At 71.2% G+C, this 23,766-nt stretch carries 25 protein-coding genes and 3 pseudogenes; 11 read left to right on the top strand and 17 right to left on the bottom strand.

Annotated elements, in window-relative coordinates; translation table 11 throughout:
• Positions 1-65: 65 nt before the first annotated feature.
• Positions 66-1,022 (top strand): oxidoreductase, encoded by a 957-nt coding sequence (locus QRX60_RS43775; RefSeq protein ID WP_285997363.1) that lies wholly within the window; start codon positions 66-68, stop codon positions 1,020-1,022.
• A complete protein-coding gene (locus tag QRX60_RS43780) occupies positions 1,019-2,014 on the top strand; it encodes an AraC family transcriptional regulator (RefSeq protein ID WP_285997364.1) in 996 nt (331 codons plus the stop codon). The genes QRX60_RS43775 and QRX60_RS43780 overlap by 4 nt, the downstream gene beginning before the upstream one ends.
• A 58-nt stretch (positions 2,015-2,072) precedes the next feature.
• On the opposite strand, the gene QRX60_RS43785 is transcribed toward QRX60_RS43780, so the two are convergent.
• The 10 genes and pseudogenes from QRX60_RS43785 to QRX60_RS43825 all read right to left on the bottom strand — a co-directional run bounded on the left by QRX60_RS43785 (position 2,073) and on the right by QRX60_RS43825 (position 11,638).
• Positions 2,073-3,023 carry a sugar kinase gene (locus tag QRX60_RS43785; RefSeq protein ID WP_285997365.1) on the bottom strand — a complete coding sequence of 317 codons (951 nt, stop codon included), beginning with the start codon at positions 3,021-3,023 and terminating at the stop codon, positions 2,073-2,075.
• On the bottom strand, positions 3,020-3,673 hold the full coding sequence (locus tag QRX60_RS43790; protein WP_285997366.1) for a bifunctional 4-hydroxy-2-oxoglutarate aldolase/2-dehydro-3-deoxy-phosphogluconate aldolase: 654 nt from the start codon (positions 3,671-3,673) through the stop codon (positions 3,020-3,022). Before QRX60_RS43790 ends, QRX60_RS43785 begins: the two co-directional genes overlap by 4 nt.
• Positions 3,670-5,040 (bottom strand): MFS transporter, encoded by a 1,371-nt coding sequence (locus QRX60_RS43795; protein ID WP_285997367.1) that lies wholly within the window; start codon positions 5,038-5,040, stop codon positions 3,670-3,672. The genes QRX60_RS43790 and QRX60_RS43795 overlap by 4 nt, the downstream gene beginning before the upstream one ends.
• A gap of 50 nt (positions 5,041-5,090) precedes the next feature.
• Positions 5,091-6,092 (bottom strand): alcohol dehydrogenase catalytic domain-containing protein, encoded by a 1,002-nt coding sequence (locus tag QRX60_RS43800; RefSeq protein ID WP_285997368.1) that lies wholly within the window; start codon positions 6,090-6,092, stop codon positions 5,091-5,093.
• A gap of 29 nt (positions 6,093-6,121) precedes the next feature.
• Positions 6,122-7,651: a mannitol dehydrogenase family protein gene (locus QRX60_RS43805; RefSeq protein WP_285997369.1), complete on the bottom strand. Its 1,530-nt coding sequence runs from the start codon at positions 7,649-7,651 to the stop codon at positions 6,122-6,124.
• Between the two features lie 4 nt (positions 7,652-7,655).
• Positions 7,656-8,873: a D-mannonate dehydratase ManD gene (gene manD / locus QRX60_RS43810; protein ID WP_285997370.1), complete on the bottom strand. Its 1,218-nt coding sequence runs from the start codon at positions 8,871-8,873 to the stop codon at positions 7,656-7,658.
• Positions 8,870-9,853, bottom strand: coding sequence for a 2-hydroxyacid dehydrogenase (locus QRX60_RS43815; RefSeq protein ID WP_285997371.1), 984 nt, complete (start codon positions 9,851-9,853; stop codon positions 8,870-8,872). The genes manD and QRX60_RS43815 overlap by 4 nt, the downstream gene beginning before the upstream one ends.
• Positions 9,850-10,863 (bottom strand): LacI family DNA-binding transcriptional regulator, encoded by a 1,014-nt coding sequence (locus QRX60_RS43820; protein WP_285997372.1) that lies wholly within the window; start codon positions 10,861-10,863, stop codon positions 9,850-9,852. Before QRX60_RS43820 ends, QRX60_RS43815 begins: the two co-directional genes overlap by 4 nt.
• A 144-nt stretch (positions 10,864-11,007) precedes the next feature.
• A pseudogene (locus QRX60_RS51675) lies at positions 11,008-11,301 on the bottom strand (DUF2399 domain-containing protein); the annotation flags it as partial.
• A gap of 199 nt (positions 11,302-11,500) precedes the next feature.
• Entirely contained in the window at positions 11,501-11,638 is a 138-nt protein-coding gene (locus QRX60_RS43825) for a hypothetical protein (RefSeq protein WP_286003887.1), read from the bottom strand.
• Positions 11,639-12,220: 582 nt separating this feature from the next.
• Between QRX60_RS43825 and QRX60_RS43830 the strand changes: the two are divergent.
• A pseudogene (locus QRX60_RS43830) lies at positions 12,221-12,485 on the top strand (transposase); the annotation flags it as partial.
• A 327-nt stretch (positions 12,486-12,812) separates the two neighbouring features.
• Here the strand turns inward: QRX60_RS43830 and QRX60_RS43835 are convergent.
• Entirely contained in the window at positions 12,813-13,742 is a 930-nt protein-coding gene (locus QRX60_RS43835) for an NADP-dependent oxidoreductase (RefSeq protein WP_286003822.1), read from the bottom strand.
• 121 nt (positions 13,743-13,863) lie between these two features.
• On the opposite strand from QRX60_RS43835, the gene QRX60_RS43840 reads away from it, so the two are divergent.
• Positions 13,864-14,964 carry a GlxA family transcriptional regulator gene (locus QRX60_RS43840; protein ID WP_408630177.1) on the top strand — a complete coding sequence of 367 codons (1,101 nt, stop codon included), beginning with the start codon at positions 13,864-13,866 and terminating at the stop codon, positions 14,962-14,964.
• A gap of 8 nt (positions 14,965-14,972) precedes the next feature.
• Here QRX60_RS43840 and QRX60_RS51680 read toward each other — a convergent pair.
• The 5 genes and pseudogenes from QRX60_RS51680 to QRX60_RS43865 all read right to left on the bottom strand — a co-directional run bounded on the left by QRX60_RS51680 (position 14,973) and on the right by QRX60_RS43865 (position 18,667).
• Positions 14,973-15,835: pseudogene (locus tag QRX60_RS51680) on the bottom strand (transglycosylase domain-containing protein).
• Positions 15,836-15,909: 74 nt separating this feature from the next.
• Entirely contained in the window at positions 15,910-16,368 is a 459-nt protein-coding gene (locus QRX60_RS43850; protein WP_285997374.1) for a hypothetical protein, read from the bottom strand.
• A 74-nt stretch (positions 16,369-16,442) separates the two neighbouring features.
• The gene (locus QRX60_RS43855) at positions 16,443-16,901 is read right to left on the bottom strand and encodes a nitroreductase family deazaflavin-dependent oxidoreductase (RefSeq protein ID WP_285997375.1); all 459 of its coding nucleotides are present in this window, start codon (positions 16,899-16,901) and stop codon (positions 16,443-16,445) included.
• Positions 16,898-18,091 carry an FAD-dependent monooxygenase gene (locus tag QRX60_RS43860; RefSeq protein WP_285997376.1) on the bottom strand — a complete coding sequence of 398 codons (1,194 nt, stop codon included), beginning with the start codon at positions 18,089-18,091 and terminating at the stop codon, positions 16,898-16,900. The genes QRX60_RS43855 and QRX60_RS43860 overlap by 4 nt, the downstream gene beginning before the upstream one ends.
• 18 nt (positions 18,092-18,109) lie before the next feature.
• Positions 18,110-18,667 carry a TetR/AcrR family transcriptional regulator gene (locus QRX60_RS43865; RefSeq protein WP_285997377.1) on the bottom strand — a complete coding sequence of 186 codons (558 nt, stop codon included), beginning with the start codon at positions 18,665-18,667 and terminating at the stop codon, positions 18,110-18,112.
• A 110-nt stretch (positions 18,668-18,777) separates the two neighbouring features.
• Between QRX60_RS43865 and QRX60_RS43870 the strand changes: the two genes are divergently transcribed.
• The 6 genes from QRX60_RS43870 (at position 18,778) to QRX60_RS43895 (ending at position 22,641) form a co-directional block, all read left to right on the top strand.
• Positions 18,778-19,458 carry a response regulator transcription factor gene (locus tag QRX60_RS43870; RefSeq protein ID WP_285997378.1) on the top strand — a complete coding sequence of 227 codons (681 nt, stop codon included), beginning with the start codon at positions 18,778-18,780 and terminating at the stop codon, positions 19,456-19,458.
• Entirely contained in the window at positions 19,455-20,816 is a 1,362-nt protein-coding gene (locus QRX60_RS43875; protein ID WP_285997379.1) for a HAMP domain-containing sensor histidine kinase, read from the top strand. Before QRX60_RS43870 ends, QRX60_RS43875 begins: the two co-directional genes overlap by 4 nt.
• Positions 20,813-21,013, top strand: coding sequence for a hypothetical protein (locus QRX60_RS43880; protein WP_285997380.1), 201 nt, complete (start codon positions 20,813-20,815; stop codon positions 21,011-21,013). Before QRX60_RS43875 ends, QRX60_RS43880 begins: the two co-directional genes overlap by 4 nt.
• 4 nt (positions 21,014-21,017) lie before the next feature.
• Positions 21,018-21,233: a hypothetical protein gene (locus QRX60_RS43885; RefSeq protein WP_285997381.1), complete on the top strand. Its 216-nt coding sequence runs from the start codon at positions 21,018-21,020 to the stop codon at positions 21,231-21,233.
• Positions 21,230-21,937 carry a winged helix-turn-helix transcriptional regulator gene (locus tag QRX60_RS43890; RefSeq protein ID WP_285997382.1) on the top strand — a complete coding sequence of 236 codons (708 nt, stop codon included), beginning with the start codon at positions 21,230-21,232 and terminating at the stop codon, positions 21,935-21,937. Before QRX60_RS43885 ends, QRX60_RS43890 begins: the two co-directional genes overlap by 4 nt.
• Positions 21,938-21,999: 62 nt before the next feature.
• Entirely contained in the window at positions 22,000-22,641 is a 642-nt protein-coding gene (locus QRX60_RS43895; protein WP_285997383.1) for a DUF4142 domain-containing protein, read from the top strand.
• A 10-nt stretch (positions 22,642-22,651) separates the two neighbouring features.
• Here the strand turns inward: QRX60_RS43895 and QRX60_RS43900 are convergent, their stop codons facing one another.
• Positions 22,652-22,987, bottom strand: a complete 336-nt coding sequence (locus QRX60_RS43900; protein WP_285997384.1) for a hypothetical protein — start codon at positions 22,985-22,987, stop codon at positions 22,652-22,654.
• 171 nt (positions 22,988-23,158) lie between these two features.
• Here QRX60_RS43900 and QRX60_RS43905 point away from each other — a divergent pair, with 171 nt between their 5' ends.
• Positions 23,159-23,653, top strand: coding sequence for a MarR family winged helix-turn-helix transcriptional regulator (locus QRX60_RS43905; RefSeq protein WP_285997385.1), 495 nt, complete (start codon positions 23,159-23,161; stop codon positions 23,651-23,653).
• Positions 23,654-23,766 lie beyond the last annotated feature (113 nt).

Genomic DNA, 23,766 nt, shown 5'->3' on the forward strand with positions numbered 1-23,766 from the left:
TGCTCGGCGACTGAGCTACGTAGCGTGAAGGCAGCCCGAAACGCCGAGCCGAAGGAGTCACCGACATGTCCTGGTCACTGGCCGATGTTCCCGATCAGAGCGGCCGCGTCGCGGTGGTGACCGGCGCCAACGGCGGCCTCGGCCTGGCGACGGCACTGGCGCTGGCCGGCAAGGGCGCCCACGTCGTCATGGCGGCCCGCGACGCCGCCAAAGCCGCTCTGGCCCGCGATCGCATCCGTGCGGAGAGTCCGGGCGCGTCGGTGGAGATCGTCGCACTCGACCTCGGATCGCTCGCATCCGTCGAACAGGCCGCCGGGCAGATCCTGGCGGCGCATCCCGCTATCGATCTGCTGATCACCAACGCCGGGGTGATGGCCATGCCGCAGGGGCGCACGGCCGACGGGTTCGAAACCCAGCTCGGCGTCAACCACCTCGGCCACTGGGCCCTGACCTCGCACCTGCTGCCCGCCCTGGTACGGACCCGCGACGCCCGGGTCGTCACGGTGACCAGCGGGGCCCAGCACACCGGCCGCCCCCTGGACCCGGCTGACCCGTTCCGGCTGGGCGACTACGACCCGTGGCGCGCGTACGCCGACTCCAAACTCGCCAACCGGCACTTCGCCCAGGGGCTGGACCGGCGGTTCCGGGAGGCGGGCCTGTCCGCGAGGGCCTTGACCGCCCACCCGGGGATGACGAACTCCGACCTCCAGGCCACCACGGTCGCCGCGGGCGGCGGCGGCTCCTCGGCCCGGTTCTTCCTGGTCGCCACCCGCCGGATCGGAATGGACACCGAGCGCGGGGCGCTGAGCCAGTTGCGCGCGGCGACCGACCCGCGCGCCGTCGGCGGCACCATGTACGGCCCGCGCTGGAGCACCGTCGGCGCGCCAGTCCGGCGCCGCTTGGTCCGGCGCGGCGACGATCAGGCGATCCGCCTGCTGTGGCAGGTCTCCCGGCAGCTGACCGGGCTCGACGTCGACGTCGCCCAGACCGCGACGCAGACCACGCGGGAGCCTCGGCCGTGACGGAGGGCAGGTTCACGCTCAGCCCGGCGACCAACGCCGTGCTCGCCGACCTAGGCGTGCCCACCGGACAGCTGCTGCGCGCTGCGGGACTGCCCGAGGATCTGTTCCTCGACAAGCAAGCGACGCTCACCCCGGCCCAGTTCTACCGGTGCTGGACAGCCTTGGAGGAGATCTCCGGCGACCCGGCGCTCGGCGTGACCCTCGCCCGGGCTACGCGCGCCGAGACGTTCCAGCCACCGATTTTCGCCGCGCTCTGCAGCCCCGACCTCCGCCACGCGGCGGACCGGCTCGCCACGTACAAACGGCTGCTGGGCCCGCTGCGGCTGGGCGTGGACACCGAACGCGAGGGACTGACCCTGACCATCCGCTGGGCGTCGGAGCCGCTGCCACCGCAGAGCTTCATCGCGTACGAACTCGTGTCGTGGGTGGCGCTCGCCCGGCTGGGCACCCGCAGGCTGGTGCATCCGCAGCGGATCACCATGCCGGAACCACCGCGGGGCGCGGCCGTCCAGGCGTACCAGGACTACCTCGGTGTTCCGGTGGCGCACGGAGCCGAGCCCACGGTGACCTTCACCGCCCTCGACGCCCGTTGCCCGTTCCTGACCGCGAACATCGAAATGTGGCAGGTCTTCGAGCCCGAGCTGCGCCGCCGCCTCGCCGATCTCGACCGGGTGGAGTCGACCGCCGACCGGGTCCGCGCCGCCCTGCTCGAGCTGCTGCCCGCCGGCCGGTGCGGCGTCCCCGACGTCGCCCGGCGGCTGGCGCTGAGCCACCGCACCCTCCAGCGGCGGCTGGCCGCGGAGCAGACGAGCTTCCAAGCGGTGCTGGAAGAGACCCGGCACGCCCTGGCCCGGCACTACCTGGAACGCCCCGACGTCTCCGTCACCGAAATCGCGCTACTGCTCGGCTACGACGATCCCAGTTCGTTCTACCGGGCCTTCCACCAGTGGTCCGGGACCACTCCGCAGCAAGCCCGAGCCGCCGCGACCTGAACAACCGTGACTCGCCGATGCGGCGCGAAATCCACACGCGCACCCGGTCGATTCGGGTTCAGCGGATCACATCGGACGTCTCCGACACCGACAGGGCTGCGCGCGTCGGCAGGGCTTCCCAGTCGCCGGGGACTGTGCACATCAGGGCGCCCGCTCTTGCGGCCGTTTCCAAGCGGGTGGCGATGTCACGGCCGGCGAGGCGCTCGGCGAGATAGGCGCCGACGAAGGCGTCACCCGCGCCGACCGGGTCCACCGGCCTGATCGGGAAGGCCGCCTGTTCGTGGATCCGCCCGCCAGCTCTGGCCAACGCGCCGTCGGCGCCCAGTTTCAGCACCGCTTCCGCCGGCCCCAGTGCCGCGAGTCCGTCGGCCAGTTCGACGGCACTTCCGGTATCGGTGCCGAGCAGGAGCCGCGCCTCGTCGTCGCCTGCGAAGACGATGTCCGCGTCGGTGACCAGCTCGCGGAGCACCTGCCTTGCTGCTTCGGGCGTCCACAACGCCGAGCGGTAGTTGACGTCGACCGAGACGGTGACGCCGGCGGATCGGGCGATGTCGACGGCCTTGCGCACGGCTGCGGCGGGACTTTCGCCCAGCGCCGGCGTGATTCCCGTGACGTGCAGCAGTGCGGCTCCCGCGATCAGGTCGGTGTCCACGTCGGCGGGCGACAGCCGCGCGCCGGCCCCGTGCGCGCGGTAGTACCAAACCCGGGTGGCTCCGCCCGGTGGACGTTCCTTGAGCATCAACCCGGTGGGTGCGACCGGGTCCCGGTGGGCGTGGACGTCGACTCGTTCCGCGGTGAGCTCACGGACGACCTTGTCGCCGATCGAGTCCGCACCGAGCCGGCCGATCCAGCTCACCGGCGTGCCGAGCCGGGCCAGCGCGATGGCCACATTGCTTTCCGCGCCGCCGACGCCCAGCGTCATGGTCGGCACGTGCTGCAGGTGCCCGACAGCGTCCGCGGTCAGCAGACCCATCGTCTCGCCGAGGGTCACGACTCCGCGTCGGCTCATCGGGCTCCCGCCGCCGCTCCCAGTGCCCACCGGGCGCGGCCGGCGAGCGCGTCGAGATCGCCGCCGGCCAGCGCATCGCCCAGGAGGACACCACCGAGACCGACGGCGAGCGCACCGGCCCGCAGCCAGGCCCCGACGTCCTCCAGCGCGATCCCGCCGGTCGCCATCACCCGTAGCTCGGGGACCGGCTCGCGGACGGCTTTCAGATGCCCCGGTCCGACGGTCGAGGCGGGGAAGAGCTTCACGGCAGCGGCTCCGGCATCCCACGCCGTGACCAGCTCGCTGGGCGTCATCCCCGCCGGGTAGACGGGGACACCGGCCGCGAGACCGACCCGGAGCACCTCCGCGTCGAACACCGGGCTGACCAGAAAGGACGCTCCAGCCTCGACACACCGGCGAGCGAAATCGCCTCCGCGGACACTGCCCATCCCGATGTCGGCGGCTTCGCCGAGTTCACGACGCAGCGTGGTCAGGGCCTCGAGCGCGCCCGGTGTCGTCCGGGTGAGCTCGAGGACACCAACTCCCTCGTCGTGCAGGACGCGCGCCGCCGGGAGCAAGGAGACAGGCGAATGCGCCCGCAGGATGGCGACCACCCCGCTGCGCAGCAGTGCGTCACTCGGGGACGGCCGGCTCAGCAACGCGCCCGTCACGGCCGCACCACGGCTTCCGTGGCGTCCTCGGGGACAGTCAGGTCGCGGTCCCGGGTTTCCGGGGCGAACCGGGCGGCGACCAGGCTGATGCCCATCATGACCATCATGTAGATCGCGACCGGTACCCAGGACCCGGCGAAGGCACTGATCAGGGCCGTGCAGATCAGCGGAGCCACGCCGCCGCCCAGCACGGAGGAGAACTCACGGCCGAGGGTGACGCCCGCGTAGCGGTAGCGGTTGCCGAACAGCTCCGGGAAGTAGCTCATCTGGACCCCCACCGCGCCCTGGCCGGCCAGGATGAAGCCGACCACCATGGTGACCAGGATGGCGATCGGCGAGCCGGTGTTCAGGGCGATGAACGAGGGCCCGGGCAGCAGGACGAGGGCGGTGACGATCGCCGAGTAGACGGGTTTGCGGCCGATCCGGTCGGACAGGACGCCGAAGCCGATGGCCGCGATACCGCCGCAGATCGCGCCGACGAGCAGCACCTTGGGCACGAACTGCTTGCTCACGCCTACCGAGGAGACCAGGTACGAGGCCATGAAGACCTGGTAGGTGTAGGACTGCGCGCTGACTCCGACGTTCATGAGCAGCACCAGGAACATGGGCCGCTTGCCGTGGCGGAAGATCTCGCCCACCGGTTTGCGTGGCTCGGCGTGCTGCTGCTTGAGCTCCTGGAACACCGGGCTCTCGGCAAGCTTGCGCCGGATGATCATTGCGGCGATGGTGACGAAGAGGCTGGAGAGGAAGACCAGCCGCCACCCCCAGCTCATCAGGGCCTCGTCCGGCAGGAGCTGGACGAGGATCCAGGCCAGGGCGCCAAGGGCGGTGCCCAGTGCCGCGCCGGTCATGACCAGGGAGGCCAGCCGGCCGCGCCGGCCGATGCGGGCGGTCTCGGTGAGCAGGGTCGCGCCGCCGGACTGCTCGGCTCCCGCCCCGAACCCCTGGAAGAAGCGGCATAGGACGAGCAGCGCCGGCGCCAGGATGCCGACCTGCGGGTAGGTGGGCAGCAGGCCGATCGCGAGCGTCGAACCGCCCATCAGCAGCAGCGTGGCGATCAGCACCCACTTGCGCCCGAGCCGGTCGCCGTAGCGGGAGAAGAACAGCCCCCCGAGCGGCCGGGCCGCGAAGCCGACGGCGTACGCGCTGAAGCTCGCGAGGATGCCTGCCGCGGCCGAGATGTTGGGAAAGAACAGTTTCGAGAAAACGAGAGCCGACGCCGTGCCGTAGATGACGAAGTCGTACTGCTCGAGGGCCGTGCCGATGAGGCCGGCCCAGGCTGCGCGGCGGACCGCGGTGGGCGGCGGGTTCTGCGACACGGGCTGTCCGGATGAGACGGTGGCGCCGGTGCTGTCGGTGATGTCCATACTTCCTCGGATGGAATCGTTGCCCTGTTCGGGCGGACGGACGGGGAGGATCAGGTCGTCGGCCGGATGACCACCTTGAGGTGGCGGGGATCCTGGCCCGGCGCGCGGAGCGCGGTGGCGGTGTGGTCGAGCGGGAACCGGCCGGTCAGGATCCCGGCCAGGTCCACCCGGCCGGACGCGGCGAGCGCGATCGCGGCCGGGAAGGCGTGGGCGTAGCGGAAAGCGGTGCTCAGGTCGATCTCCCAGCGCTGCAGGTACGCCAGCGGCAGGCCGTCGACGGTCGGCGGAGCCTGGCCGACGACGGTGGCGCGGGCACCGGGCCCCAGCGCCTGGATGCCTTGCCGGAGTGCACCGGGGTGACCGGAGCATTCGACCAGCCGGTCCATGGGCGGCAGGCCGAGTTGACGCGTCGCGGTGTTCACGGTCGCGGTCGCGCCGAGTGCGGACGCTTTGGCCAGCCGGTCGTCGTTGACGTCGGTGACGACGACGTCGGTCGCTCCGGCGGCGCGGGCGACCTGAGCCACCAGGATGCCGATCGGCCCGGCGCCGGTGACCAGGACACGGTGGCCGAAGCGGACTTCAGCGCGTCGTACCGCCCACACCGCGACCGCCAGGGGCTCGATCAGGGCACCGAGTTCGGTGCCGATCTCGTCGGGCAGACGGTGCACGGCCCGCCCGGGAACCACCACGTGTTCGGCGATGGTGCCGCCGGTGGGCGGTGACCCGAGGCAGGTGCCCGCGGGGCAGAGGTTGTACCGCCCGGAGCGGCAGGTCGGGCAGTCACCGCAGCCGATCGCGGGTTCGATGGCGACGCGGGTGCCGACCGGTAGCCGCGTGCTCTGGGCCGGGCCCGCGGCCGTGACGACCCCGGATGCTTCGTGCCCGAGCACGGTCGGCCGCTTCAGCACGTTTCCGCCGTTGCGGCCGTCGGCGAAGTAGTGCATGTCGGAGCCGCAGACACCGACCGCGTCCACGGCGACGAGGACGTCGCCGGGGCCCAGCGGCGGCAGCGGGACGCGCTCGATGCGCAGGTCTTCGGGACCGTGCAACACCGCGGCCCGCGTACTACCCGGAATGGTCGTCATGGTCGCGTCCTCATCGCTGTCCAGCGGGTCGAAACGGGTTCGCTGAGCTCGTCGGTGGCCTCGTGCACCGCGGCCGCCACGCCGTGCCGGACGAGAACGTCGACAAACTCCGCGACGCGCTCGGCGAACGCGTCGTGTGCGGACAGTTCACTGCCCAGCAGGCCGGTGCCGAGCGCCTCGGTGACGAACGCGCGCGTCGGCAGCGCGGCGAACGGGGCCAGGACAGTGCGCGCCGGGTCCGTCATCGCCGTCGCGTGCGGACCGGGGTCGAAGTCCTCCGGTGGCGCCATGCAGCAGAGGTAGGCCGCCACGGTGAGGGCGAGGTGATGCGGGACGCGCCCTGCTTTCAGGTGGGTCAACGCGGGAGCGGGAACGCGCTGGGCGAGCTTGACCGAGCCGTCGGAGCCGACCTGCCGGGTGCGGTGGGCCAGTGCCGAGTTCGACCACCGGTCGAACAGCTGCGCCACGTACTGCTCGAGATCGATGTCCGGCGGCACGGGCACGGTCGGCAGGTATTCATCGCGCAGGACCGACGTCGCCGCGCCGTGGATCGCCCGGCGCGCAATCGACTCGGGGATGGTGGCGCACCCGTCGAGCGCACCCAGGTAGGCGATCAGCGAGTGGGTTCCGTTGAGCAGCCGGAGTTTCAGCAACTCGTAGGGACCCACGTCATCGGTGAACAAGGCGCCACCGCGCTCCCAGGCCGGTCGTCCCGCCGCAAAGGAGTTTTCGATGACCCACATGCTGAACGGTTCCGCCGGCACGGGCACCGCGTCCCGGACCCCGAGCTGCGCGGCCACCGTGTGCCGGTAGGCGTCGGTGGTGGCCGGGACGATCCGGTCCACCATGGCGTCGGGGAACGCGACGGCGTTCAGATAGGGCTCGAGCTCGTCACGTTCGGCCGGGGGCAGCTCGGCCACGAATTCCGCGATCAGCCGGCTCGTGAGCTGTCCATTGTGGATGAGGTTGTCGCAGCTCATGATCGTGACCGGCGCACCGTGTGACCGTGCACGGTGCTGCAGGCCGCGCACGAGCAGGCCGAGCGTCGTGCGCGGTGCGGGCCGGTGTGACCAGTCGCGCAGGTCCGCGGCGAGGTCGGGATGGCCTCGGTCGAGCCGACCGGAACGCGGGTCGAAGGTGTACCCGTGTTCGGTGACGGTCAGGGTGATGATCCGGGTAGCGGGTGCGGCCAGCGCCTGCACGACCTCGCCGGGCTGGTGACCCGCGACGAGCGCGCCGGTGTGCACGGCCGGGACGCTGACCCGGGTGGCCGCGGGCGAGATCTCGACGACGGCGTACCGCATGTCCTGCTCACGCAAGGCATCGGCGACCGCGGTGGAACCGCGCGCGACACCGAGGATGCCCCAGGGGCCGTCCTCTGCCGCGAGCGCGGCGGCGGTGTGCACGGCCTGGTGCGCGCGGTGGAAGTTGCCGAGACCCAGGTGCACGATCCCGGTCGGGAGGTTTCCCCGGCGGTGCGACAGGGCCGTCGGCGGGGTGGACCCGGCGGAGAGACGGGGCAGCACGGCATCACCAATCGGTCAGGGTTCCGTCGCGCCGCCGCGCGACGGGAAGATAGGCGGGCTCGTAGGGGAACCGGGCGGCCAGGGTCTCGTCGACGTCGACGCCCAGGCCCGGCGCTTCTCCGGGATGGAGGTGGCCGTCGGCATACGTCCAGTCGTGCCGGAAGACCTCGTGCACCACGTCCGGGTAGCCCATGTACTCCTGGATCGCGAAGTTCGGTGTCGCGAGGCCGACGTGCAGGGACCCGGCCAGTGCGACCGGCGAGACGTCGGACGGTCCGTGCGGTGCGAGGCGGATCTGCCACACTTCGGCGAGTGCGGCGATCCTCCTCAGGTGGGTGATCCCGCCTGCGTGGGAGACAGCCGCCCGGACGAAGTCGATCAGCTGCTCGGTGATGAGCTGCTGGTACTCCCAGATCGTGGTGAAGACCTCGCCGATCGCCAGTGGCGTGGTGGTGTGCGCGCGGACCCGGCGCAGCACCTCCTGGTTCTCCGCGGGGGTGACGTCCTCCAGCCAGAACAGGTCGACCGGTTCCAGCGCCTTCCCGAGCCGCGCCGCCTGGATGGGAGTCAGCCGGTGGTGGGCATCGTGCAGGAGCGCCAGGTCGGGCCCGACGTGGGTCCGGATCTCGGCCAGCGCGCCCGGTGCGTGCCGCAGGTAAGCCTCGGTGTCCCACACCTCTTCGGCGGGTGCGTTGCCGCGGCCCGCCGGCTCGTACGGCGCACCGTCCTTCGTCACGCCGTACACGGAGTCGAGGCCGGGCACGCCGGTCTGCACGCGGACCGCCCGGAAGCCCCGAGCGCGGACGGCGTCGACGGCGTCGGCGAGCGCGGGCACGTCCCATCCGGTGGCGTGTGTGTAGGACAGGACCCGGTCCCGGACCGCGCCGCCGAGCAGCTGGTAGACCGGCTGACCGGTGATCTTGCCCTTGATGTCCCACAGCGCGAGGTCGACCGCGCCGATGGCGGCCATGGTGACCGGGCCACGGCGCCAGTAGACGCCGCGGTAGAGGTACTGCCAGGTGTCCTCGATCCGGGCGGCGTCACGGCCGAGCAGGATCGGGCAGACGTGGTCGCGCAAGTAGGCGGCGACAGCGAGTTCACGGCCGTTGAGGGTGGCGTCCCCCCAGCCGACCGCGCCGTCGGCGGTGGTGATCTTCAGGGCGACGAAGTTGCGGCCGGGACTGGTGACCAGGACTTCCGCGGAGACGATGCGGTCGCTCATTCCGCCACCGCCACGACACCGGTCAGTGGCTCTCCCGCCGCGAGCCGCCGGACGTTGGCCGCGATGTCCGCCGCACGCCCCGCGAAAGTCTGCCGGGTCAGCCCGGACGAATGCGGGGTCATCAACACGTTCGGCAGATCCCGGAACGGCAGCGCTGCCGGCGGCGTGGTCGCCCCGTGCTCGGGATAGCCGTACCAGACGTCGAGCGCAGCCGCGGCGATCACCTTGTCCCGCAACGCTTCGTAGAGGGCCCGCTCATCGATGACCGGGCCGCGGCCAACGTTGATCACGACGGTGCCGGCCTGCGTGCGGGCCAGTTCGTCGGCGCCGATCAGGCCGGTCGTCGCCGCGGTGAGCGGGACGCTGACCACGATCACGTCCGCGGTTTCCAGCAGGCTGCCGAGGTCGTCGATGGCCCCTGACCAGTCCAGCCCGAAGGCGACGGCGTCGACGTCACCGCTGCGCGTCACGGCGACACCTCGCGCTCCGAACGCGCGAAACCGGGACCACGCCTGTGCGCCGATGTGGCCGAATCCGATGAATCCGACGGTTGCCGCGCCGAGCGAGTCACGCCATGGCGCATCGGATCGGTAGACGGGGGACGCCCATTCATCACGGCGAAGCGCTTCGTCCTGGGCGAGGAACCCACGGCGAAGAAGGATCGCCGCGGCGACCGCGTACTCGGCGATCGAATCCTCGTGGTGATGGGTGTTGGCGACGATCGTGCCCGGCACCAGTGCGGCGACGTCGATCCCGTCGACTCCGGCGCCCGCGGCGTGCACCAGGCGCAGGTTCTTGGCCGCGGCGGCTGTCGCGGAGGAGCATCGACTCGACACCAGGACCTCAGCGTCCGCGACGGCCGCCTCGACAGCCGCGCTGTCGCGGGGATCCGGCCAGAGTGTGGCCGAACCCGGCGGAAAACCTGCTTCCAGTTCCGCACGCACCGAAGCCAAGTTCGTATCGGCGATCACGATCTTCATGCCGTCTCCAGGATCTCCGTGTTCGGGCGCGCGCCCAGCGGACCGGTCGAGGACCGGACGACCAGGTGAGTGGGCAGCCGCACGGTGCGCGGGGTCGGCCGCTCCCCTGCGACCGCCCGGATCAGCACTTCCAGGCTCAGCTCGCCCGCGCGGGCGAGCGGTACCGAGATGCTCGTCAAGCTCGGCTCGGCGACCGTGGCGAACGGGATGTCGTCCGCACCCACGACGGACAGGTCGTCGGGGACCCGCACGCCGAGCGCGCGGGCGCCGGCGATCAGGCCCAGCGCGACGAGGTCGTTGTGGGCGATCACGGCGGACGCCCCGGAGGCGACCACCCTGGCGGCCGCAGCACTCCCACCGGCCACGGTCTCGGTCTGCCAGCCGAGCATTTCGAGCTGCAGGTCGTATTCCTCGGCGAGCGCCCGGATCAGCTGCACACGATGGCCGTTGGACCAGGAATGCGCTGAGCCCTGGACATAGGCGATCCGCCGGTGACCCAACGCGGTCAGGTAGTCCACGGTCTGGCGCAAGCCGTCCGTGGCGTCGGCGACGATGCAGTCCGCTCCGGCCGCCTCGCGGTTGACCAGCACGACCGGCACCCGCCCGCACAGGTCCAGGACTTCGTCCGCCTCGAGCCGCGACGAACAGACGACGATCCCGTCGACCCGGTCCCGGAGGTGCTCGATGGCCTCGCGCTCGCGATCCGGATTGAAGTCGGTGTCGGCCAGGACCACGGTGTGCCGGCTCCGCCAGCTCTGCCCCTGCGCGGACTTCACGAACGCGGAAAACACCGGATTGGCGATGTCCGGGACGACGACAGCGATGGTGGCACTGGCGTCGGCGACCGGTTCGACGACCCGAGGAGCCGGAGAGTAGCCCAGCTCTTGCGCAACCGAGAGAACTTTGCGCAAGGTGTCCGGGCCAAGCCGGCCCGGATCACTGAACGCCCTCGATGCGGTCGAAAGCGCGACATCTGCCTGCTTCGCGACATCCGTCAGGGTTGCCCCCATGAACTCCTCCTTGAGCGACCGGCTGCAAGGAGAATGACGATATTGCGCAAGCTTGTCAAGGGTTGCCAAGGGTCTGCCGGCCATCACCGGCCGTCGACCGATCGCGCCGGCAGAAGCTCCGGGGCCTGCCGGTATGCCGGCCGCGGTCATCGCATCTGCCGGCGAGGTATCCCAAGGCCTGTCTGCCCGCACCACGCTCAACGGTGTCTCGACCCCGGCCGCGTTAGCCGACCGGCTGCAGTCGCACGCACCCATCCTCCGTGGACGCGCGCGAGGGCACGCCGCCAGCAGCTTGCCCACGTGGGCAAGCCCAGCGATGTCGAAGTCCGCTCGGACAGCGACCCACGCAGCCGATGTCTGCCAATGCGGCGATGACCGCGCCTCAAGACCCGTCAGTGCACCCGCAGCCGTTCGGTCGCGATGGTGGCGACCGTCCATGTCGCCGACGTAGCCGCGGCAGCGACGACGGTAGGCTTTCGGCAAGGAGCAACGGCGACGCGAAGCGTCGCTGCATAGGACGTTATACAGGCGTAGGCGGGTCGTGACTGCCTGAGCGGATGAACGGCTCGGAGCCCGTCGTCATGACCCGGCGGCCGCGACATCCGTCCAGCGTGACCCCACCCCACGTATCCTCGCCTCAAGTGGCCGGCCCCTCCGCCGGCACGGCCGACCTGCTCGCGCAGTGGATGGCCACCGGCAGGTCCACCCGCACCTGTCCCCCAGCGCAGGTCAGCGGCGGGTTGCGGTTCGCCTTCTGCGGCCGCACGTCAGCCACGCGCCATCAAGACCGCGTGTCGTCACAAGGCTGGCAGCGCGACATGGCCGAGCACCTCATCGCCGGACACGGCCAGATCGTCGCCGCCTACTTCGACGCCGGCACCTCACGCCGCATCCCCTGGCCGCAGCGACCTCAAGGCGCCCAGCTGATGGCCACCATCTCCGGCCCAGAGCCCTCGATCGATGCCATCGTGGTCGGCGAGTACGAACGCGCCTTCACCGGAACCCCATTCGCCATCCTGCACCTGGTGCATCCGGCACGGCATCCAGCTGTGGCTCCCCGAAACAAGCGGCCCAGTCGACCTCGGCAACCGCGACCACCGACCGCTACTGTCGCTGTTGGCCACCCAGTCACAGCGCGAAGTCCTCCGCGCCCGCCACCGCGTCCTGGCCGCGACGCACAACCGGGCCACCCACCAAGGCCGCTACCTCGGCGGACGACCGCCCTACGGGTACCGCCTCGTCGACGCCGGCCCCCACCCCAACCCTGCCGACGCCCGATGGGGCCGTCGGCTACGACGACGCGCTCCCGACCCCCGAACCGCACCCCACGTCGCCTGGATGTTCCGGCAACCCCGGGCCGTTCCTGGCGTTTGATCCGGAGATCCGGCGGGTGATCTGCTCGACCAACGCGATCGAGAGCGTCAACGCCCGCATCCGCCGAGCCGCCAAAGCCCGTGGGCACTTCCCGAACGAGCAGGCTGCTTGGTTCAAGGTGTCAGCACGGCGATCATGAGCCTGGACCCGATCGGCGCCGGCGCAAACGCTGGACGATGCGGTGGAAACCCGCGTTGAACGCGTTCGAGATCGCCTTCGACGGCTGCCTGGCCGCTGGACGCAAGTAGTTCCCTGCAACCCGAGTTACACCGTTCGTTTCACAGACCCGACCGCAGCCGTTCCAGCGCGGGCTCACCGCCTGTTGGTCGATCAGCGCGAGGCCAGACATCGCAGCGTGTCGGCGTACGCCTGAATGTGCTCAACCTCGTACGGTGAACGTGCTCAGGTGGTGATGCGCTGACCACAGGTCTCACCAGTCCACTATGGATGGTTGAGGGCGTCGGGCAGGAGGCGGCGAGCCTGTCGGAGATCACCAGCTCAGGGACGGGCCCGATACTGGCTCCGTTCCCGAGCTGACTGTGACGCGGAATGAGGCGATGGCCGAGCCATCGGGGTCAGCGCACGGTGATGACCAGTTTGCCCGTGGTGTGTCCGGTCTCTCCCAGGGTGTGAGCCCGGGCGCCTTCGGCGAGGGGGAAGGTGCCGGAGACGTGCGCGCGGAGCTTTCCCCGGTCAGCGAGTCGGGCGACAGCGCGGATCCCGGCCTGGTCGTGCTCGACGAGCAGGGTGACGGCGCGGACATGCGCCTTCTCCGCGGCGGCCTGGGTGCCTTCGGCGTCCGGCACCAGGGACACCAGGACTCCACCGGGACGGAGCACACCCACCGAACGGGTCGCGGTTTCCCCGCCGAGGGCGTCGAGGACGACGTCGTACCGCTGTTCGGTGTCGGTGAAGTCCTCAGTGCGGTAGTCGATGCAGGCATCCACGCCGATCTCGCGCAGGAAGTCATGTTTGGCCGCACTCGCGGTCCCGGTGACCTGCGCGCCGCGCTCCTTGGCGATCTGGACCGCGAGATGACCGACACCGCCGGCCGCGGCGTGGATCAGCACCCGTTGCCCCGCCCGCAGGCCCGCGGTGTCGACGAGAGCCTGCCAGGCGGTGAGCGCGGCCAGCGGCAGAGCGGCCGCCTGGACGTGGTCGATCCCGGCGGGCTTGGCCGCGAAGGCGCGGGTGGGACCGGTCACGTACTCCGCGTGGGAACCGGCGCCGTAGGGGTAAGGCAGCATGCCGAACACCTCGTCACCGGGCCGGAACAGGGTGACGCCGACGCCGGTCTCCACCACGGTGCCGGAGACGTCCCACCCCAGGGTCATCGGCGGTGGCGGCAGGAAGATGGTGTGAGCGCGGTGTTTGAAGTCTGTGGGGTTGAGTCCGGCCGCGTGCACGGCGACAAGGATCTCTCCCGGGCCGGGCGCGGGCCGCGCAAGCTCGGTCAGCCGCAGGACCTCGGGGCCACCAAGGGCGGTTTGGTGCAGGGCGAGCATCACCGGGGTGCCCGTGGAGCCGGGGTGTTCAGCGGTGTCTGTCGAAGTCATGTCGTCATCCTGGCGGGATGCCCCGACCCGCGACGATGGCAAGAAGGTCATCTTCCGATATGTTCTTGCCATGCCGCCCGACTCTGCCGTCCGCCGCGTTCCCTGCGCCGGCAGCACTCTGCTTCCCCGCGCTGCGTCGTCCCGGGCCCGTGACCTCGCCGACCGCGCGACCGAACTCGACCGCCGGATGCGCCGCCCGCGGCCGGACGCCCACAAGGTCGTCGTCCTTGTCCTCGACGGCGTCTACCCCTTCGAACTCGGCATCCCGCACCGAGTCCTGGGATCGGCCGGTGGCCGCTACGAGGTATTGTCCGCGAGCGTGGACGGACAGCCCGTACGTACCGATGCGGACCTGACCATCACCCCCGGACACGGCCCCGAGGTACTGCCCGAGGCGGACACCCTCGTCATCCCCCCGTACGCGATCTCCCCGGCCTCGGCCGCCGCCCCGGACCCGCGGGCCGTCGCAGCCCTGTCCCGCGTGCGCCCCGACACCCGTCTGGTGTCCATCTGCACCGGTGCCTTCCTGCTGGCCGCGGCTGGTCTGCTGGACGGGCGGCGGGCCACGACCCACTGGGCGCTGGCCGACTACTTCCGGGAACTGTTCCCGCAGGTCGAGCTCGATGCCGGCGTGCTGTTCGTCGACCACGGTGACGTGCTGACCTCGGCCGGGGCGGCGAGCGGGGTCGACGTCTGCCTGCACCTGGTGCGCCAGGACCACGGCAGCGAGGTGGCCAACCAGGTCGCCCGCCAGTGCGTCATGCCGCCGTACCGGGACGGCGGGCAGGCACAGTACATCGAACAGCCCGTGCCGCCGGCGAGCGCGACCGGCACCGGGCCGACGCGCGACTGGGCGCTGCAGCGCCTCGAATCGCCGCTGTCGCTGGACGAACTGGCCACCCACGCGGCGATGAGCACCCGTACCTTCGCCCGGCGCTTCCGAGAGGAGACCGGCACGAGTCCCGGTCGCTGGCTGACCCAGCACCGGCTGCGGCGGGCGCGGCACCTGCTGGAGTCCAGCGACCTGCCGGTGGATCGAGTCGCCCACGAGGTCGGCTTCGCCACCGCCACCTCGCTGCGTCGACACCTGGCGGCGGAAGCGGGGGTCGCCCCGTCGACCTACCGGCGTACCTTCCGCGCGTCGGACCCGGCTCCGGGCGCGACCGGGTAAAACCGAGTTCAGCACCCGCAACACCGACCGATCACGACCGCAGGACCACTTCCCGCTCCCACGGTGGCGAGCCGATCCGCCGTGAAGCCATGCCGTTCGAGGTAGTCCACCGCGCAAGTGCAGAAGAACCCGGCCTCGGGCGTGGCGCTCAGGCAGTTTCCGGCCGGGGTCCGGGGGCCGCCCGGGAATACGTCCAGCTCGGTGGTCTTGGCCTCGCGCGCGGCCGGGACGGGGAGCGAGCCCGCGTCGGCCATCGCGTCCAGGACGATGTCTCGCCGGGCTCTGGCCGCGGCGGGATGGGCGTAAGGGTCGTAGCGCGACGGACTGTTCACCATTCCGGCAAGCGAGGCCGCCTGCGGGACCGTGAGCTTCGCGGCGCTCCTCCCGAAGTAGGCCTCGGCCGCAGCAGCGACCCCGTAGACGTCCCGCCGAACTGCACGACGTTCAGGTACCCGGCCAGGATCTCGTCCTTGGTCATCGTGCGATCGACCCGGACGGCCAGCTTCGCTTCCCGGAGCTTGCGGGCCACCGAGTTCTCGCGGTCACGCTGCTGTGCGGCGGGGTCGCCGTCACCGCCGACGGCGTTGTTGACCAGGGCCCGGAGTACCCCCCGCGGATCGACCGCACCCTCGTCGTAGAACCGCCGGTCTTCGATGGCGGTGATGGCCGCCTTCATGGCGGGCGAAATCCCGTCAGCGGTGACCGGCAGCCGGTACTGGTCGTACAGCACCGCGATCGGGTGGCCGTCGCGATCGGTCACGGTGATCGTCAATGGCGGCTTCTCGGCCGCGAGATCGGCTTCGATCGCCGCGACCGAGTCGCCGACCTCATGGGACAGCAGGCCGGCACCGAGGGCCGGCGGTGCCGGCACCCCGGCCAGCAGGACGCCCGGCCACCGCGTACAATCCGGCCGGCCGTGCGGGTCGGAATCGCCGCGTGCCCGGGTCAGGCGCTGCGCTTCATCGGCGCCAGAGCAAGCCGGTCTGCCTCTGCCGCGGCGATCTCGTGCCGGCGGGCCGCTGCTTCGTCTCCGGCCGCCTTGGCGGACTGGGCCGCGGCCCGCTCGTGGTGGGCTTCCGCCCGGCGGGTCGCCGCGAAAGACTCCTCGACCAACCGCGTCCACTGTGGAGTGTGACGTGGGTACCGGCGCGCTTCGCCGCGGGCTTCGGCCGCCGCGGCAAGCTCCTGGTACGCCATCGCGTGGCAGTCGGCGACGTCCCCGAGCCACCGCTGCAGCTTGCCCCGGTTGAGGCCGTCCGGTTCGGCGCCGGTTTCCAGCTCGACCGCGAGGCTGCGGTGCGCTCCCGCCGCTTCCCAGACCCGCTCCGCGTCCAGGCGCAGCCGGCGGACCTCCGGGAGCACCCAGGTTCCGGAGGTCTCCTTCACCGCTACGTCGGTCGTCATGTCGTGGTCACCTTCCTTTCCTCGTTCGGGTTTCACCCTGACACGGGAAGAGGGAGTTTCAACTGACGACTGCCTTACGATCGCGGCCGCAGCCCGACCAGGGGCAGCTGCCGCGCCATCCGGCGGCGGGCGAGGTCGCTGCCGTCGTAGCGCCACCCCAGCAGCTTCCCCAGCGCGAACCGCACCACCGGACCGGCCAGGCGGTGGCGGTGCTCGTAGCCGGCGATGACCGTGACGGCCTCGTCTTCCCCGAGGACACGGTGTTCGGCCGGGAACCGGCTCCGCCCGACGACCACCTCGACCGGCGGATGGGCCTGGATGTTGCGGTACCAGTCCGCTCCCGCACCGAGCCCGGCCACGACGACGAACTCCTCACTGTCCCGGCCGACGACTTCGAGCACCGTCCGGTACATCCGCCCGGACTTCCGCCCGAGGTGGGTCAGGCACAGGAACCGCCCACCGAGCAGCCACCCGAATCCCCTGTCGTACAACCGGACCGGCGCACGGAAGACGAACCTGACAATCCGGTTCACCGCGCTGCCCCGGCAGCGGCCCGGCGGAGGTTCGTGACCACCGCGGTGGACTTGCCCGCGAGGACGCCGGCGACGTAGCGGTCGAGAACGGGAACCCGGGCCAGCCGCAGCGCCGCACGCCGGATCCCCAGCTGGAGAGCGCTCTCCGGCAAGAACCAGCGGGCACTGCGGCGGGCCACCTGCTGCTTCTCCTCTACCACCGGCCGCATCAGACGCTCGTACTCGGCGAACGCGTCGGTGACCGCCTGGTTCCGCAGCAGCTGTTCACCGAGGACGAAGGCGCCTGCGACACCGAGCGAGGCGCCTTGCCCGGCGATCAGCGAGACGGCGGAGCACGCGTCCCCGGCGAGCACGACGCGCCCATGGCTCCAGCAGGGCATGACGATCTGGGCGACCTGGTCGTAGTACACGGCCTCGCTCGGTGGACACCGCCGCAGCGCGCGAGGCACCAGCCAGCCCAGCGAACCGTATTCTTCCCGCAGCGCCGCCCTCGTGTCCTCGGGCAGCCGGGAATCATCGGTGCGGTGGACGGCGAAGGCAGCGACCCGGCCGTCGCGCACGCCGTAGAAACCCATCTGCCGCCCGATGGTGTCGGTGAGGCAGAACCGATCACCCACCGCGTGGTGGATCTCGGGGTCGGTGAACACGAACGCCGCGGTGTGGAACCCGAGGTACCGCAGGAACTGGTCGTCCGCGCCGAACACCAGCCGCCGCACCGCGGAGTGGATCCCGTCGGCGCCGACGAGCACGTCCGCCTCGACGACCTGGTCCCCGGCGGTCACCCGCACGCGGTCGCCCAGGTCCTCGACCCCCGTCACTCCGGCGGCGAACCGGAGGGCCACAGTGGACGGCAGATGCTCGCGCAGCGCCCGCTCGAGGTCGGGCCGCATGATGCCGCACAAGCGGTCCCGCAGTGTCCGGGCGAACGTCGTGTACCGCGCTCCCGCGCGACGGCGGCCTCGTTCGTCGAGCAGGCTCGCCTCGTCCACCCGGTAGGCCAGCTGCAGGATCCGTGGCAGCACGCCCAGGTCCTCGGCCGCGTCGAAGCCGGCACCGAAGAAGTCGATCATGTATCCCTGTTCGCGAGGTGCCGGCGCCCGCTCCAGCACCACCACCTCGGCTCCGTCACCCGCGAGCTTGTTCGCCACCGCCAGGCCGGTGATCCCGGCTCCGCACACCACGACTTTCACCGTTCTGCCTCCTTCGTTTCAGAGGATCCGCCGCAGTACTCCGGCCACCCCGGCCGGAGTCGTGTCCGGAGCCACCGCGCGGTGCATGAGCAACCCGTCGATCGCGGCGCCGAGCACCACGGCCGTACCGTCCGGATCCACCACGCCGAACTGCCGGAGCCGGTCGCCGAGCACGCCCCGAAGATCGGCCAGGACCGCCGCAATGCCCGCGCGCAGCGTGGTGTCCCGAGTCGAGGCGAGATAGCCCTCGACGAACAACAGCGACATGGGGTCGGTGCCGGTGTACTGCTCGACCGCCGCCACCATCGCGTCGACCACCTCTTCCGCCGTGCTCGCCGCGGCGAGCACGGGACCGAGTTCGGCCGACACCGCTCGCATCGCCCCCAGCACCGCTTCCACCAGCACGGCTTGCACCGACGAGAAGTGGTAATGCACCACGCTCGGCGTGACATCGGCCCGCTCGGCCAGCACGCGGGTACTCACCGCGGTCCACCCGCGTTCCGGGATCAGCTCGACGGCGGCGGCGACCAGTCGCCGCCGGACGGCCTCACCCCGGGTGGCGGACGGAGACGGCATCACGACCTCCTCCAGGGCGATCGCCCTGAACACTCGCCCTGCAATGACCGGATCAGACTAGCACAACTATTCGTCTATGCAACAATTTACCTGCTGATAGGATCCGGAGAATGCCGACGCGAGTACTACTCGTCGAAGACGACGTGATGATCAGCGAGGCCCTCAGTCTCGCCCTGGAAGACGAAGACTTCGCCGTGACGACCGCGCCGACCGGCGAGGACGGCTTGGAGCTGCTGGAGTCCACCACGGTCGACGTGGTGCTGCTCGACCTCATGCTGCCGGGCATCGACGGGCTCACCGTCTGCCGCGCCGTGCGCGAGCGCGGCGACCTCCCGATCATCGTCATCACGGCCCGCACCGATACCCAGGACGTCATCGCGGGCCTCGAGGCGGGCGCGGACGACTACGTCACCAAGCCGCTGGTGGCGGGCGAGCTCGCGGCGCGGATCCGCGCCCTCCTCCGCCGGGCGGCTCCGGAACGGCCCGCCCACATCACCCTCGGCGGACTCGAAATCCGGCCGGACGAGGAAGCCGTCCACCGCGACGGCGTCCCCGTGCACCTGACGCGCACCGAGTTCCGCCTGCTGGCCGAGCTCGCCGCGGCCGACGGCAAGGTGGTCACCCGCGAGCAGTTGCTCCAGCGTGTGTGGGGGCACGACTACTTCGGCGACACGCGACTGCTCGATGTCCACATCAGACGGCTGCGCCGCAAGGTCGAACCCGACCCCGACACACCGAGCCTGGTGCTGACTGTCCGCGGCAGCGGCTACCGCATCGCCCCCGAACCGTGATCCGGCGGCTTTCGCTGCGCTGGCGGGTCGCGGCGGCCTTCGGCATCGGCCTCGCGCTGGTGATGACCATCCTCGCCGTGGCCACCTGGAATCTCACCACCGGCTACATGCTCGACCAGCGCGAGCAGAGCGTCACCCGCCAGTCCGAGGTCAACGTCCGCCTCGTCACCACCGCCCTGGCCGAACACGCCGACGACCTCGACGAGCTGCTGACCGGCCTGGCGACCGGCCCGGACTCGTCGATCCTGCTGTCGCGCCCGGCCGGCTGGCTCACCAGCGGCCGGCAGCTCGATCCCGGAGTGGTCCCGCGCGGCCTGCTCGACGAGGCCCACCGCGGGATCACGGCACGACAGCGGTTCGCCGCCGACGGGATCCCGGTACTGGGAGTGGCGACACCGGTCGGCCCGGACAGCGTCTACGTCGAGCTGTACCCGCTGCTGGAGCTGGACCGCACCTTCCGCTACCTGAGCACCCTGCTCATCACCGGCACCGTCGCGGCCGCACTCTTCGGGGTCGGGCTCGGCGCCTGGTCCGCCCGCCGCGCACTGCGCCCGTTGACCGCCCTGACGACCGCCGCGTCCCGCGTCGCGCGCGGCGACCTCGCGACCCGGCTCCCCGACCAATCCGACCCCGACCTGGCCCCGCTCGCCGCGAGCTTCAACACCACCGCCGGGCAGCTGGAACAGCGCGTGCGCCGGGACGCGCGGTTCGCCTCCGACGTCAGCCACGAACTGCGCTCCCCCCTCACCACCATGGTGAACGTGAGCGAGGTGCTGGAACGCCGGCAGGACGCCATGCCGCCGACGGCGCAACGCGCACTGCGGCTGCTGAGAGCGGAACTGCGGCGGTTCCAGCGCATGGTCGTCGACCTGCTCGAGATCTCACGAGCCGACCAGGACGAGGCCGACAGCACCGTCGAGCTGGTCGACCTCGGCGAGCTCGTCCGCAACGTCGTCGAGAGCAGACCCGCCGCCGACATGCGCATCGAGACGGACTCCGCCACGCCGCTGGTCTCCGTGGACCGCCGCCGGATCGACCGGGTCGTCGCCAACCTGCTCGACAACGCCGACCACTACGGGGGCGGCGCGGTCGCCGTCACCGTCCACCGCCACGAGGGCCGCGCCCGGATCATCGTCGACGACGCCGGCAGCGGCGTCCCGCCCGCCCTGCGCGAGCGCATCTTCGAACGGTTCGCCCGCGGCCTGCACGCCGCCCGCCGCGACCAGGACACCGGCAGCGGCCTCGGACTGGCCATCGTCGCCGACCACGTCCACCGCCACGACGGCCGCGTCTGGGTCGAAGACCGCCCCGGTGGCGGCGCCCGGTTCATCGTCGAACTCCCGGAGGCCGCGTCATGAAGATCGCTCTCGCGCTGCTGGCGGTGCTGTGCCTCGCCGGCTGCGGGGTGACGACCGAGGACGAGCCGGAGCCGATCACGACTCCGGTGCCGACCGCGACCCCGACCGTGACCAGCAGGCCCGCTCCACCGACGCCCTGCCCGCCCGAATCGTCAGCCAGTCGTCAGGTGCAGCCCACGCCGTCGCCCACACAATGAGGGCATGACCGTCGAAACCCACCAGGCCGACGACATCACCGACGAGGTCCGCACCTGGCTGACCGGCGAGTTCGCGTCGCTGCTGCCCGCGGCCGACATCACCGCGATCGTCCGGTCGGCCCGCACCGACCTCGAAGGCCAGATCGTGCCCGAGGCCATGGGCGAGATGCTGCACCGGCTGGCCCGGTTCCGCGTCCTGCGCACGCTCGAACACGCATGACTTCATATCGCCAGCACTGCCCGGTGGCGACCGCGGCCGAAGTGCTCGGCCAGTCGTGGACCCTGCTCGTCATCCGCGAACTGCTGCACGGCAGCAGCCGCACCAGCGAGATCGCCCGCGGCGTGCCGGGCATGTCGTCCGCGCTGCTGGCCCGGCGGCTCAAGCAGCTCGCCGAAGCCGGCGTCGTGACGCGACTGGCATCCACCGGCGAAGGACGGTTCGCGCTGACCCCGGCCGGGCGCGACCTCGCCCCGGTGATCGAGCACCTGGGTCACTGGGGCCGTCGCTGGATGCCGCCACCGCGAAGCGGCGACCTGAAGCCGAACCTGCTGCTGCTCGACATCTGCCGGAGCATCGACCCCGCCCGGCTGCCCCGGGAAAGGGTCTCCCTGCACCTGAGGTTCGCCGAAACCCCGCCACCCCGCTGGTGGTGGCTGGTCTTGTCCCCCGAAGGTGCTTCGTCCACCGACACCGATCCCCGGCTGCCCGTGGTGGCCCGGATCGACTGCACCGTCTCCGCGCTGGCAGGCGTCTGGCTAGGCCACCGGACCTGGCGGGAAGCACTGTCCGAGCAAGCGATCCGGTTCGACGGAACCCGCGAAGCGGTCCGGAACACGATCGCCTGGCTCGGCCGCAACCGTTTCACCGAAGCAGCTCCGAAGGTTTCCGCATCGAACAGAATGATGGCACAACAGTTTGACTGAACCAGCCGGCGCCGGGATCCGTGTTCCCCAGGGAAGACACCGAACTCCCCTGGAGGCCGACGATGAAGTCCCGGAAGCCGTCAATCGCGCTGTGCGGCGTGCTCGCCCTCGCCGTCACCGCGTGCGCTCCACCCGACGCCCAGGTCGTGACGGCTCCCCAGACCCCGGCGGCGGCAAGCCAAGCGGCCGCGGCAGCGCCGTCGACGCTGACCGAAGCCAACCTCACCCAGACGCCGTTCGGGCCGATCAGCCCCGCCGGGAGGAAGCTGCTCACCATCGTGGAACAGACCAGCCTCCGCGAGATCACCACGTCGACCTGGGCCCTGCAACGCTCGGCCAACCCGGCCGTCCAGGAAGCCGCCCAGACCATCATCACCCAGCACAAGGACCTCGAAAACCGCGACACCGACATCAGCACCCGGATGGGCCTGGCCGTTCCGACCCAGCCCGCCCCCGACATGCAGGCCGGGATCGACCGCATGCGCGGCGAATTCGGGGACGCGTTCGACCGGGACTACGTCAACACCCTGCGCAAGGCCCACGCAGAGGCCCTGATCCTGGTGTCCACGGTGCGCGCCGACACGCGCAACACCCTGGTCCGGCCATTCGCGGATCTCGCGGGCGACTACATCAAGACCCACATCAACCTGCTGGAGAAGACCGGCGACGTCGACTACGCCCAGCTCCCGGTGCCAGACCTGTGAAGCAGTGGGGTCAGCGGCGGTACGGCGCCCCGGGCGCCGGCTGCCGCACCCCGGGCCGCGGCCGATACGCACCCGGCCTCGCCACCGGTGGTCGCGGCCGGGCGCCCACCGGCACGGGCCTCGTCTGCGGTCGCGGTCGCCGGGTGGGCGGCACCGGGCCGGGCCGGTTGGCCCACGAATCGAACACGACGACCAAGCCGGCAAGGACCGCGACGATCAGACCGGCGGGAACGCTGACCATCGCCACCACGATCCCGGCGACGAGCAGCATCGGCAGCGCGGCGAGCAGGCAGCACGGGTCGACCTTGCCGAACATCGGCCGCGACAGTCCGTCACGCGGGCTCATGCGCGCTCCACGAAAGTATGTTTCCTCCACTCATTGTTTCAGTATGCAATACTTTACCGATAGCTGCCAGTGGCCCTGTACACCCGGACATAACAGATCAATCAGGCGGAAGGGGAAGATTTGGCGCGGCTGTTCGGCAGGTCCATGCCCGCGTCGGGCACACTGGTGGGTATGCCTCGCAGCTCCCCTGCCCTCGACGCGACGGACGTCGACGCTGTCACCGACGCCGTGCTGACCGCTTCCCGCCTGCTGGTGGCCGTGTCGGCCCGGTCGATCGCCGCCGCCGGCGACGCGATCACCCTGCCGCAGTTCCGGCTCCTGGTGGTCCTGCAGACCCGGGGCCCGCTCAAGCACGCCGACCTCGCGGAGTACCTGCAGGTCACGCCGTCGACCGCGAGCCGGATGGTCGACCGCCTGGTCACGGTCGGCATGGTCGACCGGCAGCACAGCACCGTCTCCCGCCGGGAGATCGTGCTGGCCTTGACCCGCGAGGGCACAAAGGTGGTCCGTCAGGTGACCGCGCGGCGGCGCAAGGAGATCGCCAAGATCGTCGCCCGGATGCCGGACGAGGCCCGCCACGGCCTGGTCGACAGCCTCACCGCGTTCGCCGAGGCCGGCGGCGAGCCGCCCGCGTCGGCCATCGCCCCCGAAGCCGTCTGGACCTGACCCGGCGTCACCGGAACCGCGGCACGTTCCGGCCGGCGGCGTAGCCGGAGAGCAACTCCGTTTGCCCCGGCTGCCCTTGCGACGCCCGGCGAGCATCGGCGACGAAGTCACCC

Origin of the sequence: Amycolatopsis mongoliensis (genome assembly GCF_030285665.1) — a bacterium.
Classification (GTDB): domain Bacteria; phylum Actinomycetota; class Actinomycetes; order Mycobacteriales; family Pseudonocardiaceae; genus Amycolatopsis; species Amycolatopsis mongoliensis.

Excerpts from the sequence above, each read along its gene's own strand:
- QRX60_RS43820 (WP_285997372.1), bottom strand. The coding sequence starts at position 10,863 with ATGGGGGCAACCCTGACGGATGTCGCGAAGCAGGCAGATGTCGCGCTT.
- QRX60_RS43865 (WP_285997377.1), bottom strand. The coding sequence starts at position 18,667 with ATGCCGTCTCCGTCCGCCACCCGGGGTGAGGCCGTCCGGCGGCGACTG.
- QRX60_RS43870 (WP_285997378.1), top strand. The coding sequence starts at position 18,778 with ATGCCGACGCGAGTACTACTCGTCGAAGACGACGTGATGATCAGCGAG.
- QRX60_RS43895 (WP_285997383.1), top strand. The coding sequence starts at position 22,000 with ATGAAGTCCCGGAAGCCGTCAATCGCGCTGTGCGGCGTGCTCGCCCTC.
- QRX60_RS43775 (WP_285997363.1), top strand. The coding sequence starts at position 66 with ATGTCCTGGTCACTGGCCGATGTTCCCGATCAGAGCGGCCGCGTCGCG.
- QRX60_RS43900 (WP_285997384.1), bottom strand. The coding sequence starts at position 22,987 with ATGAGCCCGCGTGACGGACTGTCGCGGCCGATGTTCGGCAAGGTCGAC.
- QRX60_RS43795 (WP_285997367.1), bottom strand. The coding sequence starts at position 5,040 with ATGGACATCACCGACAGCACCGGCGCCACCGTCTCATCCGGACAGCCC.
- QRX60_RS43890 (WP_285997382.1), top strand. The coding sequence starts at position 21,230 with ATGACTTCATATCGCCAGCACTGCCCGGTGGCGACCGCGGCCGAAGTG.
- QRX60_RS43885 (WP_285997381.1), top strand. The coding sequence starts at position 21,018 with ATGACCGTCGAAACCCACCAGGCCGACGACATCACCGACGAGGTCCGC.
- QRX60_RS43785 (WP_285997365.1), bottom strand. The coding sequence starts at position 3,023 with ATGAGCCGACGCGGAGTCGTGACCCTCGGCGAGACGATGGGTCTGCTG.
- manD (WP_285997370.1), bottom strand. The coding sequence starts at position 8,873 with ATGAGCGACCGCATCGTCTCCGCGGAAGTCCTGGTCACCAGTCCCGGC.
- QRX60_RS43880 (WP_285997380.1), top strand. The coding sequence starts at position 20,813 with ATGAAGATCGCTCTCGCGCTGCTGGCGGTGCTGTGCCTCGCCGGCTGC.
- QRX60_RS43840 (WP_408630177.1), top strand. The coding sequence starts at position 13,864 with ATGCCGCCCGACTCTGCCGTCCGCCGCGTTCCCTGCGCCGGCAGCACT.
- QRX60_RS43815 (WP_285997371.1), bottom strand. The coding sequence starts at position 9,853 with ATGAAGATCGTGATCGCCGATACGAACTTGGCTTCGGTGCGTGCGGAA.
- QRX60_RS43905 (WP_285997385.1), top strand. The coding sequence starts at position 23,159 with ATGCCTCGCAGCTCCCCTGCCCTCGACGCGACGGACGTCGACGCTGTC.
- QRX60_RS43835 (WP_286003822.1), bottom strand. The coding sequence starts at position 13,742 with ATGCTCGCCCTGCACCAAACCGCCCTTGGTGGCCCCGAGGTCCTGCGG.
- QRX60_RS43850 (WP_285997374.1), bottom strand. The coding sequence starts at position 16,368 with ATGACGACCGACGTAGCGGTGAAGGAGACCTCCGGAACCTGGGTGCTC.